This is a genomic window from Bacillus cereus group sp. MS39, from assembly GCF_040448665.1.
GTDB classification, from domain to species: Bacteria; Bacillota; Bacilli; order Bacillales; family Bacillaceae_G; genus Bacillus_A; species Bacillus_A wiedmannii.
In genome coordinates this window covers 110030-122702 of the sequence record NZ_CP123058.1, presented here as the reverse complement: position 1 = coordinate 122702, position 12673 = coordinate 110030, and the positions used below count along the sequence as shown (strand labels likewise).

Sequence of the window (12673 nt, the reverse complement as noted above, 5' to 3'; positions counted from 1 at the left end):
TTGCACACCTTTCAAATGTTATAGATATTAAATACTACTTATAATAAATCACTTTTCCTATCATATCAAAAAAAACCTCTGTCTGTCTGCTGAAAAATCAGGAAAACTCCTTTTCAAAAGATAATTCACCTTCACCTTATTTCATATGATAAAATATTTTTTAAATCTAAATATTCTTTCATTTAAAGAGGTGAGTTATGTGCTACCAACAAAATTGAAAAAAGGTGATGAAATTAGAGTTATTTCACCCTCTTGTAGTTTAAGTATTGTCTCAAATACGAATCAAGAGCTTGCTATAAAAAGATTAACCGACATGGGCTTTCAAGTTACATTCTCAACATATGCTGATGAGATAGATCGATTTGCTTCCTCTTCTATTTCTTCACGCATTCAAGACCTCCACGAAGCATTTAGAGACCCGAATGTAAAAGCCATTTTAACGACACTTGGCGGATACAACTCTAATGGTTTATTGAAACATCTCGATTATAATTTAATTCGAGAAAATCCGAAGTTTTTCTGTGGCTATTCTGATATTACCGCTTTAAATAATGTCATCTATGCAAAAACAGGACTCGTTACATATTCAGGACCCCATTTCTCTTCATTTGGAATGGAGAAAGGACTCGAGTATACGAACGATTACTTTTTAAAATGCTTAACTTCTAATGAGCCTATTGAAGTCCTGCCATCTGAAACGTGGAGCGATGATTCTTGGTACATCGATCAGGAAAATCGAGAGTTCATTAAAAATGAAGGATACATTTCAATTCACGAAGGCGAAGCAACTGGAGAGATTATCGGTGGTAATATGAGCACATTGAATTTACTACAAGGTACACCATATATGCCAAATTTACAGGATAAAATTTTATTTCTTGAAGAGGATAGTTTAACTGGAACAGCTACCCTTAAAACTTTTGATCGTTATTTACATTCTCTTATGCAGCAACCTAACTTTGAACATGTAAAAGGCATTGTTATAGGAAGAATGCAAAAAGGAGCAGAATGTACGATAGAAGACATTCAAGAAATGATTGCTTCAAAGCCTGAACTTACACATATCCCTATCATTGCAAACGCAAGTTTCGGGCATACAACCCCGATTTTCACTTTCCCAATTGGTGGACGTGCAAAAATCATTTCTAATAAAGAGAATTCAGCTATCACCATTTTAACGCACTAAAAAAGGAGCGAACGATTCGCTCCTTTTACGGTTTTTCTATTTTTTCCAACGCTTTTTGCGGAATTGATTCTTTTGGGATTTCAGCCCATCCTTTTCCTTGCATACCTTTTGCATAAATTTTTATAAACGCCCCCGTATGCAATTCACGGTTCATCATTCTTTTCACAACTTGTAACTTTCCGTCTTCTGTATACCCTTTAAATGTATACAAGTATTCACCGTCTTTTTTCTCACCTTTATTTATAACCGCATAATAATCTTGTATTTCTTTATTTGAAAAGAAGTTGTCTACAAAAGCATGCACACCTTCTGTTTTCGTGTTTAAATAGTACGCTGTTCCACCTAAAATAATGGCGAATACAGCTAAAACTTTAATTACCAATTTCATACATGCGCCTCCTGTTTGCACTTCTTTCTCACTAATCTTATTTCTATACCTGTATTATACGGAAAAAGGCATACTATACTCTATTGAAAAGTCTTACACTTTCCTTACATTATTGTAAGGGTTTTTCAACTTATAGCAATTTCCCAATAAAAAATTTTTCCGTTTCATGAACTTTTATATTATTATTGAATGATACAAATTTTTATTACAAAAATCAAAGGAGACAGTTTTCAAATGGCTATCTTGCAAGGTTTAGCACTATTACTTGTTGTACTTTGTCTATTTACACTTTTTAGTTACCGTGCTCCTTATGGAATGAAAGCAATGGGTGCTTTAGCTAATGCAGCAATCGCAAGTTTTCTTATTGAAGCATTTCACCGTTATATCGGTGGAGAGATGTTTCATAATGACTTTTTACAATCAGTAGGAGAAGCTTCTGGTAGTATGAGCGGTGTCGCAGCGGCAATTTTAGTCGCACTAGCAATCGGTGTTTCACCCGTATATGCTGTTTTAATCGGTATCGCTACTAGCGGATTCGGTATTTTACCAGGATTTTTCGCTGGATACGTTTGCGCTTTCGTCGTGAAATTTCTCGAAAAGAAATTACCGGCTGGTGTAGAGTTTTTAGCAATTTTATTTATTGCCGCACCAATCTCACGCGGAATGGCCATGCTTATGGATCCGCTCGTGAACGCAACGCTCGGTAAAATCGGTTCTATGATTTCAGTTGCAACTACAGAAAGTCCTATCATTATGGGTATTATGCTTGGTGGATTAATAACAGTTATTTCTACCTCTCCATTAAGTTCTATGGCACTAACTGCAATGCTAGGATTAACAGGTTTACCAATGGCAATTGGTAGTCTTGCCGTAGCAGCCTCAGCCCCAATGAACTTTATTTTCTTTAAACGACTAAAAATTTGTTCAAAGAAAGACACAATCGCTGTAGCAATCGAGCCTTTAACACAAGCCGATGTTGTTTCAGCAAATCCAATTCCAATTTATGCGACAAACTTCGTTGGCGGTGCCCTTGCTGGTATTATTACATCTCTGTTCCAGCTCGTTAATAATGCGCCAGGAACAGCATCACCAATCCCAGGACTTCTTGTCTTATTCGGATTTAATGACGTTGTAAAAGTAACAATTGCTGCTGTATTATGTGGAATCGTTACCACGATTGTTGGATACATCGGATCAATCGTGTTCCGTAAATATCCAATTCGTTCTGCTGATGAAATTCGCGGCATTACTTCGGAAGAGAAGGTTGCATAAGAAAAAGAGCTATTCTCATCGTTTGAGAATAGCTCTTTTTTATCCAGCTACAGCGGCTAGAATCTCCGGCCATTTCACACTCTCGGTCGAAGCCAAAGGTGCTTCTCGGTCGGGCGTTCCAATGACCTGCGATTCTGAGCGAGCCGATTCCGCTTTTACTTTACCCAACCGAGCAGCATTTCCCGCACGAATTTGCTTGCTGCGACTGGTGTTTGATCACTATGGTCGTAGACAGGAGCTACTTCTACTAAGTCTGCTCCAACTACATTTATATTTGAATTTGCAATTGCCACGATGGAATCTAATAATTCTTTAGATGTGATACCTCCAGCTTCTAACGTTCCTGTTCCTGGAGCGTGAGCTGGGTCTAATACGTCAATGTCGATTGTGACATAAACTGGGCGTCCTGCAAGTTTCGGTAATACTTCTTTTAACGGTTCTAATACGTCAAATTTATATAAGTTCATACCTACTTCTTTTGCCCATTCGAATTCTTCCTTCATTCCAGAACGAATACCGAAAGAATATACGTTTTCCGGACCAATTAAATCGCACACTTTACGAATAGGTGTAGAGTGGGATAAAGGCTCCCCTTCATACGATTCACGTAAATCAGTATGAGCATCCATATGGATGATTGCTAAATCCGGATATTTTTTTGCCATTGCCTTAAAAATTGGCCAAGACACTAAGTGCTCACCGCCGAGACCTAGTGGAAACTTATCGGCATCTAAAAGTTTTGATACATACTCTTCAATCATGTCTATGCTACGCTGTGGATTTCCAAATGGTAATGGAATATCACCCGCATCAAAATATTTTACCTCTTCTAGTTCACGATCTAAATATGGGCTATATTCTTCAAGACCGATTGACACTTCACGAATACGTGCAGGGCCAAAACGAGAACCTGGACGGTAGCTTACTGTCCAATCCATTGGCATCCCGTAAATAACTGCCTCTGACTCTTCAAAACTTGGATGACTTTTAATAAATACTTTACCTGAATAAGCTTCATCAAAACGCATACTCTTTTCCTCCTTGTGTGGAACTTAAGGTATCCCAACCTTTCATTATTTCTCAAATTTGGAGCGAGCTGCTCCTCTTTCTCGATTTACCTGTGCCTTCTTTTTCTTACAAGAAGACTACTTCATTTGTAGCAGTGTAAGTAACTAGCATGTTCAAGCCCTCTAGACAAACACCTTAAATGAGTAACTTACACTTTATTTATTTCAATTTAACGCTCTTACTTAATTAAATCGCCAACAAATTTCGGTAATGCGAATGCTGCATTGTGTAATTCTTTTGTGTAGTATTTCGTTTCGATTTCGTGGAAACGCTCTTCACTCACTTCTAATGGATCATGTTTTTTAGATCCAATTGTGAACGTCCAAAGACCACTTGGGTAAGTTGGAATGTTCGCTGTGTATAAACGAGTAATTGGGAAGATCTCCTTTACGTCTTTAAACACAGTTGTAATTAGTTCTGGTGTGAACCAAGGGTTGTCCGTTTGTGCAACGAAAATACCATCTTCTTTTAACGCTTTAGAGATTCCAGCGTAGAAGCCTTTTGTAAATAGATTTACTGCTGGTCCTACTGGCTCAGTAGAATCTACCATAATTACGTCATATTCATTTTCGCTTTCTGCAATGTGTAGGAAACCATCTCCTACTTTTACTTCTACACGCTCATTATCTAGTGCGCCTGCAATTGATGGTAAGTATTGTTTAGAGTACTCAATTACTTTTCCATCGATTTCAACAAGAGTTGCTTTCTTTACGCTTGGGTGTTTTAACACTTCACGAATAACACCGCCATCGCCACCACCTACAACTAATACGTTTTCAGGGTTTGGATGTGTAAATAAAGGTACGTGCGCTACCATTTCATGATAAACGAACTCATCTTTTTCTGTTGTCATAACCATGCCATCTAAAATAAGCATGTTTCCGAACTCTTCCGTTTCAACCATATCAAGTTTTTGGAATTCTGTTTGCTCCGTATGTAATGTGCGGTTAATACGCGCCGTAATCCCAAAATGTTTTGTTTGTTTTTCAGTGAACCATAGTTCCATCGTACAATCACGCCTTTCAATGCAAATTTATAATAGGGACATCATTAATGTCCCCTAACAAAAATAAAACAAAACATCCAAAAAGTATAGTTAAAAGTACAAAAATACCGAAAATATATTTTAGTCAGAGGGTTCTAACATATGTACGAAAAGGGATTGCCCTGTAATAGGAAAGAAAACCCTTTCTTAAGAAAGGGCTTTTGTCTCTACTTCTACCGGTTTTCGAACCGGAATTAAAATCATTACAAAACCGACTAACACAACAATTCCACCGACTAAAAACGGACTTTGCGGTGAAACAGTGTGGCCAATGATTCCTGATAAGATTGGAGCAATTGCGCCACCTAACCAACGAACGAAGTTATAAACACCTGATGTAACAGATCTTTCATAAGGTGAAATATCCATTACATAACTTGTAAATAATGCATTATTTAATCCAGATGCTAATCCCGATAGAACAATTAATACAATTTGTAGCCACATAACTTTCACGAAGAATAGTGCGATTAAGAAAAGCGCAAATACGAGTAAACTACCTTTCAACAATGCTTTCGGTTCATATTTCCCTTCTAGCTTATGGGCCAAAATTGCAGAACCGTAAGCTAACGCTAATCCCCATCCGCAAAATACAAACCCTAATTGAATAGCAGATAAATGCATAATAAGTGGTGAATATGCTAGCACAACGAAAAATCCGTAGTAGTATAACATTCCTGAAATCGCACCTTGCATAAACGGTTTATATTTCACCAGGTTAAGTAATTCCCCTACGCCTGCCGCTTTACGTTTCACTTTTCGCTCCGGTTCTTTTACAAAAAAGAAAACTAAAATAAATGCTAAGAAAATTAAAATACTCGTCGCAAAAAATGGGTAACGCCAAGAATGTCCACCTAATATCCCGCCTAATAACGGTCCGCCTGCCATCCCTAAACCGATAGCTGCTTCATATAGTCCTACTGCTTCATGAACTTCTTTACTTAATGCAATCAATAATGTCATCGCCGTTGCGAAGAACATCGCATTTCCTAATCCCCACCCCGCGCGGAAAATAGATAATTGGGCAATCGTTTGCGATATACCGCATATAAACGCAAATACAGTTACAATCGCAAGACCGATCGTCATCATTCGTTTATCACCAAATCTTGATGCGAATATTCCAGCTGGTAACATCATAATTGCCATCGTTAAAATATATGCTGTAAATAACATCTCTACTTGCCAATGCGATGCACCAATTTGCTCAGCAATACTTGGTAAGATTGGGTCGACTACCCCTATACCCGAAAAGGCAAGGAAGGTAGCCACCACTGTAATCAATCTCCCTAATTTTTGTTTGCTCTCCATTTTGATCATTCTCCTTTTGTACTCTCTAAAAATGTCGCTGCACGATGTAGGCTATCTTCGAGTTCCGCCTTTACACGCTGCATTTGCTCCATTTTCTCGTCTAGCGTTTGCACTTGTTTTTCAAGCATCTCTTTAATTTCTTGAATCACTTCGCAGTCACGAGGATTCTCACTATTTCTTCTTTGCTCCATTCTTTCTTTTAACGATAAGAAATGTTGCATTTCTTGAAGCGTAATTCCTAACACTTCTTTCGCTTCTACAATCCTTTTAATTCTGGCGATGTCCTCGTCTGTATACAGGCGAATGTTCCCCTCACTACGTTCAGGGGGATGAATTAAGCCAATTTCCTCATAATAACGAAGTGTACGTTTTGTTAAACCAACTTGCTTTGTGACTTCATCAATTTTATACATGTTTATTCCTCCCTTCACTTGATTATTACATTTTACGTTAACGTTAACTTTTGTGCAACTGTTAGACTTTTGTAAATGTTTATCCCATTCAATTGTATTTTTCCAAAAGCAGTTTCATAATGAAAGAAAAGAAACGATAAGGAGATTTCCGTATGAATAAACCACTTATTTTCGCCCACCGCGGGGTAAAAGGAACACATCCAGAAAATACGATGATTGCTTTCCAAGAAGCAGAACGCATTGGTGCCCACGGAATTGAGCTTGATGTCCACCTATCAAAAGATGGTGAACTTGTCGTGATTCACGATGAAACAGTAGATCGCACAACAAATGGCATAGGTCTTGTTTCTGAAAAAACGGTAGCGGAATTACAAGCTTTAGATGCCGGTAGCCATAAAGACCCTTCTTTCCATGAAGCAAAAATTCCAACGTTACGCGAAGTATTCATTTGGTTATCTACGACAAATTTACAGCTCAACATTGAGTTGAAGACAGATGTTATCCACTATCCAACTATTGAAGAAAAAGCTATCGCTCTCGTTCGTGAATATCATCTATCTAATCAAATTGTATTCTCGTCATTTAACCACGACTCTGTTTCATTATTAGCAGAAATAGCTCCTGAAATCCCGAGAGCAATTTTATATGACACACCACTTGCTGATCCTATTGCTGAAGCAAAAAATAGAAACGCAACTGGTTTACACCCAAACTTTCAATTATTAACAAAAGAATTTGTCCAATTTGCACAAAATCAAGGGTACGCTTTCCGCCCTTATACAATTAACGAATACAAAGATTTACAAACTATGATTGACTACGGCGTAGATGTCATTATTACCGATTGGCCAGCGCGTGCCTTTGAGCTCCTTTCTTAATTAAAGGAGCTTTTTGTTTTCGAAATTTCATTGTTTAAAATAACCGAAAACCCTCAATACTAATACAATAATGTTTGTATTAGTATTGAGGGGCTGAAAAAGATGGATCAAACTATGAATCCGAAACTTAAAAAATATAAACGTCTTTTCTTCACCGTAATGTTTTCTTCTGTTCTTTTTTTCGTTTTTTCCTTTTTTGTTATTATTATAGTTGCAAAAATTATGGGACCTCCCCCTGTTGCTGTCCCGCAAACAAGTGTCTTTTACGCTAATGATGACACTGTTATCGGACAAAGTAATGAAATGCAAAAACGTTACAATGTATCTCTCAATGAAATCTCTCCTTATGTAAAAGAGGCGACACTATCTATCGAAGATCAACGATTCTACAAACATCATGGCTTTGATATGAAACGTATTGCTGGTGCTATTGTTGCCGATTTAAAAGCGATGGCAAAAGTCCAAGGTGCTAGTACGATTACACAACAGTATGCTCGTAACCTATACTTAGATCATGATAAAACGTGGAAACGTAAACTATTAGAAGCAATGTACACAATCCGCCTTGAAGTGAACTATAATAAAAATCATATTTTAGAAGGATATTTAAATACAATTTATTACGGGCATGGTGCTTACGGAATCGAAGCTGCATCTCGTCTATATTTCGATAAAACAGCAAAAGAATTAACATTAGCGGAAGCTAGTATGCTCGCAGGTATCCCGAAAGGACCTAGTGTCTACTCTCCCTTTTTAAAAGAGGATCGTGCGAAAGGACGACAATCTCTCATATTAGACGAAATGGTAGAACAAGGTTACATTACGAAGAAACAAGCAACGTCAGCAAAAAAAGAGCCACTAACTTTTGCCTCATTAGATACAAAAAAAGTGGCAGAGATTGCACCTTATTTCCAAGATGCTGTACAAGCTTCTCTTCTTCGTGATATCGGATTAGATGAACAAGCCTTACAAAAGGGTGGCCTGCGTATTTATACAACACTAGACCCTAAATTACAATCTGTTGCAGAGCAAGCTGTAAAAGATCACATACCTGACACAACAAACATACAAACTGCGCTCGTCTCTATGAATCCAAAAACAGGTGAAGTAGCTGCCCTTGTTGGTGGAACTGATTATAATACGAGTCAATTTAACAGGGCTACACAGGCCGCTCGACAGCCTGGATCTACGTTTAAGCCATTCCTGTATTACGCGGCATTAGAACGAGGATTCACCCCTGCTACGCGCTTAAAAAGCGAATACACTGTGTTCACTTTAGGTGACGGTGTTTCAAAGTATAAACCGAAAAACTATAAAGACTATTATGCAGACGATTTTGTAACAATGGCGCAAGCTCTTGCGGTCTCTGATAACGTATATGCCGTGAAGACCAATTTATTTTTAGGCGAAGACATTCTTACAAAAACAGCGAAGCAATTCGGTATTACTACCGCATTAAAAGATGTTCCGTCTCTCGCTCTCGGTACATCTCCTGTAAAACCAATTGAAATGGTTAACGCTTATAGCATGTTCGCAAACGGTGGAAAAGAAGTAAAACCAATGTTTATTCGCCGCATTATGGACCATGAAGGAAATATGTTATACGATGCTCATTTGGAGAGTAAGCAAGTTCTTGATAAAAGCAAAGCATTTGTGATGGAAGAAATGATGACGGGTATGTTTAATAAAAAACTAAGCAGTTATGCTGCTGTAACTGGTCAATCGATGTTATCAAAGCTATCAAGAACATATGCTGGAAAGTCTGGTTCTACTGAAACGGATAGTTGGATGATTGGATTTACTCCGCAAATTGTAACTGGTGTATGGGTTGGATACGATCAACCTAAATCAATTTCAAATGTAGCCGAACAGGGATATGCAAAAAGAATATGGACCGATACGATGGAAAAAGGCTTAGATGGACAACCTAAAAAAGAGTTTAAACAACCAAATGACGTCGTTGCAGTCGATATTAACCCTGAAAACGGAAAAATCGCTACAAAAAATTGTCCCATTTCAGTTAAAATGTATTTCGCAAAAGGTACAGAACCAACTGAATATTGTATGGATCATGTCGATGACAAAGAGGCATTTGAAAAGAAAACTGAAGAAAAGAAGAAAACAAGTTGGTGGAAAAAATATCTTCCTTGGTAAAAAAATAGCTGACGGGTATCCGTCAGCTATTTTTTATTCACTTAATAATGCACGGCGCAATTCTTCACTAGATTCGTTCCAAATCGCTTCATTATGTTCTTTCAAGAACGTACCAAGTACTTTTTTAGATGATTCATCCATATGGTCAACCATAATGTGACGCTTCATTGATTTATCCATTTTGTTTACATGCTCTGGAAGTGATTTATATCCGCGGCGAATTTCACGGTCAACTGTCATTTCACAAGCTGTTACACCTGCATAATAAGCACCTGTCGCCGTTCTTTCAATCGTTACCCACACAAGCCAAAATGGTTTTCCGTTTGGAACTTCATCTTTATTTGTTAAAAACTTAATACCTTTTTCGACTGTACTACGCGCATGCATTGCACCGATATCAACAAATGCTGTTTTCTCTAGTACATCGACAAATACAGGTGAAATGTTTTCTAGACTTAATGCTCCAACACCAAAACCACCATGTCCATCTGTTGAATCATTTTTCACGATATTAAAACCGATTTTTTTCTTTTTCTCTGTCATATGTAAATTCCTCCTCACTTAATGATTATAAAAGGCCAAAAATAGGCGAAATGATACTGTCTAAAAATACAAATACATATGGAATGACAACATTAAAAATAGGTTGAATTGTATAATTGCTAAGCGGTGTAATAACAAGAATTAATAACGCTATTGCTCCATACTTTTCATACTGTGTCATTTTCGCACGAATATTTGTTGGTGCTAGATCTTCCACAACTCGATACCCATCAAGTGGCGGAATTGGCAATAAGTTAAATACAAGTAATACGATATTAAGCATAATAAAAATTCGGAAGAATTGAGCCAATGTATCCGCTACTGCAAATGGAATTGAGTCTAATACACCAAATGTTAATAGGCTATACCAAATGATTAAACCAATTGCACTTAAAATTAAGTTACTAATTGGGCCTGCAATTGAAACTAATATACCTGCAAGACGCGGCCTTTTAAAGTTATATGGGTTAACAGGAACAGGTCTTGCCCAACCAAAACCAAGAATTAATACAGCGATCATCCCAATAGGATCTAAGTGCGCCATCGGTGATAATGTTAAACGGCCTTGCTTCTTTGCTGTATCGTCTCCAAATTTATATGCAACATATGCATGCGCAAATTCATGCACTGATAACGCAATAATAATGGCCATTGCTACCAACGGAATTTGGTGCAACGGATATCTAAATAACTGATCCATGATTCATCTCCTCTTCAATCTGTCAAAAAAAGAAATTATTTGTTTTTTCGATTGTTCTTCCCCATAATCCGCTATAATAAGAGTGTAACTTACATAAAAGGAGCGATTATATATGCCATACGTAACAGTGAAAATGCTAGAAGGACGCACAGAGGAACAAAAGAAAGCTCTTGCTGAGAAAGTAACAGCAGCAGTAAGCGAAACAACTGGTGCTCCTGAAGAAAACATCGTTGTTTTCATCGAAGAAATGTCTAAAAACCATTATGCAGTTGGCGGAAAACGCTTAAGCGACAAATAATTTCAAGTTCTTTCATAAGAAGCAGCCCTTAGCTGCTTCTTATTTTTTTCCTTCTAGTAACTCGATAATTCTCTCTTTATATTTTCCTTTTCTTCCATCTTCATAGATTAAATCATGCGGATAGAATAATTTTTGATCCCTTCTCTTCTTACCAGTAATCGCCTCAACGATATCCGATTCACGTGAAAGCTCTCTAAGCTCTCCATTTGGCATAAGAAGTAAGATTGGCAGACGCTCTTCTTCTTCACCAGCACGGTAAAAGTCATACGGTAAGTCTGATGTTGAATCAACTACTAAATAGTATTCTGGATCAAGTCCAATCTTTTTGAATAAGCTACTTAATTCCATCCAATTATCTAAACCGTGCTTATCTGTAAACTCTACGTATTTAAATAGGTTTCGATTCATAAAACGGCGGCATAAGTCACTTAAAATTGGATCTTCTTCGTCTTGCCATACTTGGAAGTAATAATACATAACGTTCTCGTCTAACTTTAAATAATCCTCTACTGTTACTTCTTCTTCAAATAAAGAATAGAAATGAACCGGATGATTTTTAAATGTATAATACTTCTCGTGCAATGATTTTGCACGGTGTAAAATCTTCGTTAAAATAACTTCGGCACTGCGCGTTACCGGATGGAAATATACTTGCCAATACATTTGATAACGACTCATAATATAATGCTCAACAGCATGCATACCACTATTTTTAATGACTACTTGATTCCCATATGGACGCATGACACGTAGTATACGTTCCATATCAAAGTTTCCATACTTTACGCCAGTGAAATACGCATCTCTTAATAAATAGTCCATACGATCTGCATCAATTTGACTGGAAATCATGCTAATCGCTAATTTATTCGTAGATGTTTTGGCGATTACATCGGCTACCTTTTGCGGAAAGTCTTTATCCACACGACTTAATATGCGATTAATTTCCGTATCTCCAACGATAATCTTTTGCGTAAATTTCTCATGATCTAATGAAAATACTTTTTCAAACGAGTGAGAAAATGGGCCGTGACCGACATCATGAAGTAATGACGCACATAAACATAACAATCTATCTTCAGCATTCCAGTTCGGTCTGCCATCAAACACATCATCAATCATACGACGAATAATTTCATATACACCTAACGAATGAGTAAAGCGACTATGCTCTGCACCGTGAAATGTAAAAAATGTCGTTCCAAGCTGCTTAATACGGCGCAAGCGTTGAAATTCTTTCGTTCCGATTAAATCCCAAATAACACGATCGCGTACGTGCACATATTTATGTACCGGGTCTTTAAACACTTTTGTTTCGCTGAGTTTGTCGTTTAAATATACCACCTTCCGACATCCCCCTTTCTTTACTGCATTCTTACTATATATTATAAACGAAATAGGAAACAGAAAGAAATGA

The 12673-nt window shown here is 37.4% G+C and carries 13 protein-coding genes; 5 read left to right on the top strand and 8 right to left on the bottom strand.

All coding sequences use genetic code 11. From position 1 onward, the window contains the following. Positions 1-145 precede the first annotated feature (145 nt). Complete coding sequence (locus tag QEP67_RS00600; RefSeq protein ID WP_074651464.1) at positions 146-1186, top strand: S66 peptidase family protein; 1041 nt, start codon at positions 146-148, stop codon at positions 1184-1186. Between the two features lie 25 nt (positions 1187-1211). Here the strand turns inward: QEP67_RS00600 and QEP67_RS00595 are convergent, their stop codons facing one another. Beyond that, positions 1212-1574 (bottom strand): YxeA family protein, encoded by a 363-nt coding sequence (locus QEP67_RS00595; RefSeq protein WP_000779928.1) that lies wholly within the window; start codon positions 1572-1574, stop codon positions 1212-1214. Positions 1575-1808: 234 nt separating this feature from the next. Between QEP67_RS00595 and QEP67_RS00590 the strand changes: the two genes are divergently transcribed. After that, on the top strand, positions 1809-2846 hold the full coding sequence (locus QEP67_RS00590; RefSeq protein WP_000996323.1) for a PTS sugar transporter subunit IIC: 1038 nt from the start codon (positions 1809-1811) through the stop codon (positions 2844-2846). 155 nt (positions 2847-3001) lie between these two features. Here QEP67_RS00590 and speB read toward each other — a convergent pair whose 3' ends face one another. From speB to QEP67_RS00570, 4 genes are all read right to left on the bottom strand, one after another. Beyond that, entirely contained in the window at positions 3002-3874 is an 873-nt protein-coding gene (speB, locus tag QEP67_RS00585) for an agmatinase (protein ID WP_001209823.1), read from the bottom strand. A gap of 218 nt (positions 3875-4092) precedes the next feature. After that, positions 4093-4920 carry a polyamine aminopropyltransferase gene (gene speE / locus QEP67_RS00580; protein WP_000424696.1) on the bottom strand — a complete coding sequence of 276 codons (828 nt, stop codon included), beginning with the start codon at positions 4918-4920 and terminating at the stop codon, positions 4093-4095. A gap of 186 nt (positions 4921-5106) precedes the next feature. Then, the gene (locus tag QEP67_RS00575; protein WP_000444245.1) at positions 5107-6270 is read right to left on the bottom strand and encodes an MFS transporter; all 1164 of its coding nucleotides are present in this window, start codon (positions 6268-6270) and stop codon (positions 5107-5109) included. Positions 6271-6275: 5 nt separating this feature from the next. Then, entirely contained in the window at positions 6276-6683 is a 408-nt protein-coding gene (locus QEP67_RS00570; RefSeq protein WP_353706494.1) for a MerR family transcriptional regulator, read from the bottom strand. A gap of 152 nt (positions 6684-6835) precedes the next feature. Here QEP67_RS00570 and QEP67_RS00565 point away from each other — a divergent pair, with 152 nt between their 5' ends. Together QEP67_RS00565 and QEP67_RS00560 are read left to right on the top strand one after the other, a co-directional pair. Next, complete coding sequence (locus QEP67_RS00565; RefSeq protein ID WP_001039758.1) at positions 6836-7561, top strand: glycerophosphodiester phosphodiesterase; 726 nt, start codon at positions 6836-6838, stop codon at positions 7559-7561. A 102-nt stretch (positions 7562-7663) separates the two neighbouring features. Further along, positions 7664-9715: a PBP1A family penicillin-binding protein gene (locus QEP67_RS00560; RefSeq protein WP_353706493.1), complete on the top strand. Its 2052-nt coding sequence runs from the start codon at positions 7664-7666 to the stop codon at positions 9713-9715. Positions 9716-9748: 33 nt separating this feature from the next. On the opposite strand, the gene QEP67_RS00555 is transcribed toward QEP67_RS00560, so the two are convergent. Together QEP67_RS00555 and QEP67_RS00550 are read right to left on the bottom strand one after the other, a co-directional pair. Continuing rightward, complete coding sequence (locus QEP67_RS00555; RefSeq protein ID WP_000136683.1) at positions 9749-10258, bottom strand: YwhD family protein; 510 nt, start codon at positions 10256-10258, stop codon at positions 9749-9751. Positions 10259-10283: 25 nt separating this feature from the next. Continuing rightward, entirely contained in the window at positions 10284-10958 is a 675-nt protein-coding gene (locus QEP67_RS00550) for a site-2 protease family protein (RefSeq protein WP_000372449.1), read from the bottom strand. Positions 10959-11070: 112 nt separating this feature from the next. On the opposite strand from QEP67_RS00550, the gene QEP67_RS00545 reads away from it, so the two are divergent. Next, positions 11071-11256 (top strand): 2-hydroxymuconate tautomerase, encoded by a 186-nt coding sequence (locus QEP67_RS00545; protein ID WP_001147171.1) that lies wholly within the window; start codon positions 11071-11073, stop codon positions 11254-11256. Between the two features lie 39 nt (positions 11257-11295). On the opposite strand, the gene QEP67_RS00540 is transcribed toward QEP67_RS00545, so the two are convergent. After that, positions 11296-12600, bottom strand: coding sequence for an HD domain-containing protein (locus tag QEP67_RS00540; RefSeq protein ID WP_000262747.1), 1305 nt, complete (start codon positions 12598-12600; stop codon positions 11296-11298). Positions 12601-12673: the final 73 nt, after the last annotated feature.

Coding starts and splice junctions, on each gene's coding strand:
- QEP67_RS00565 (WP_001039758.1), top strand. CDS start 6,836: ATGAATAAACCACTTATTTTCGCCCACCGCGGGGTAAAAGGAACACAT.
- QEP67_RS00575 (WP_000444245.1), bottom strand. CDS start 6,270: ATGGAGAGCAAACAAAAATTAGGGAGATTGATTACAGTGGTGGCTACC.
- QEP67_RS00550 (WP_000372449.1), bottom strand. CDS start 10,958: ATGGATCAGTTATTTAGATATCCGTTGCACCAAATTCCGTTGGTAGCA.
- QEP67_RS00560 (WP_353706493.1), top strand. CDS start 7,664: ATGGATCAAACTATGAATCCGAAACTTAAAAAATATAAACGTCTTTTC.
- QEP67_RS00545 (WP_001147171.1), top strand. CDS start 11,071: ATGCCATACGTAACAGTGAAAATGCTAGAAGGACGCACAGAGGAACAA.
- QEP67_RS00595 (WP_000779928.1), bottom strand. CDS start 1,574: ATGAAATTGGTAATTAAAGTTTTAGCTGTATTCGCCATTATTTTAGGT.
- QEP67_RS00600 (WP_074651464.1), top strand. CDS start 146: ATGATAAAATATTTTTTAAATCTAAATATTCTTTCATTTAAAGAGGTG.
- QEP67_RS00590 (WP_000996323.1), top strand. CDS start 1,809: ATGGCTATCTTGCAAGGTTTAGCACTATTACTTGTTGTACTTTGTCTA.
- speE (WP_000424696.1), bottom strand. CDS start 4,920: ATGGAACTATGGTTCACTGAAAAACAAACAAAACATTTTGGGATTACG.
- QEP67_RS00555 (WP_000136683.1), bottom strand. CDS start 10,258: ATGACAGAGAAAAAGAAAAAAATCGGTTTTAATATCGTGAAAAATGAT.
- QEP67_RS00570 (WP_353706494.1), bottom strand. CDS start 6,683: ATGTATAAAATTGATGAAGTCACAAAGCAAGTTGGTTTAACAAAACGT.
- speB (WP_001209823.1), bottom strand. CDS start 3,874: ATGCGTTTTGATGAAGCTTATTCAGGTAAAGTATTTATTAAAAGTCAT.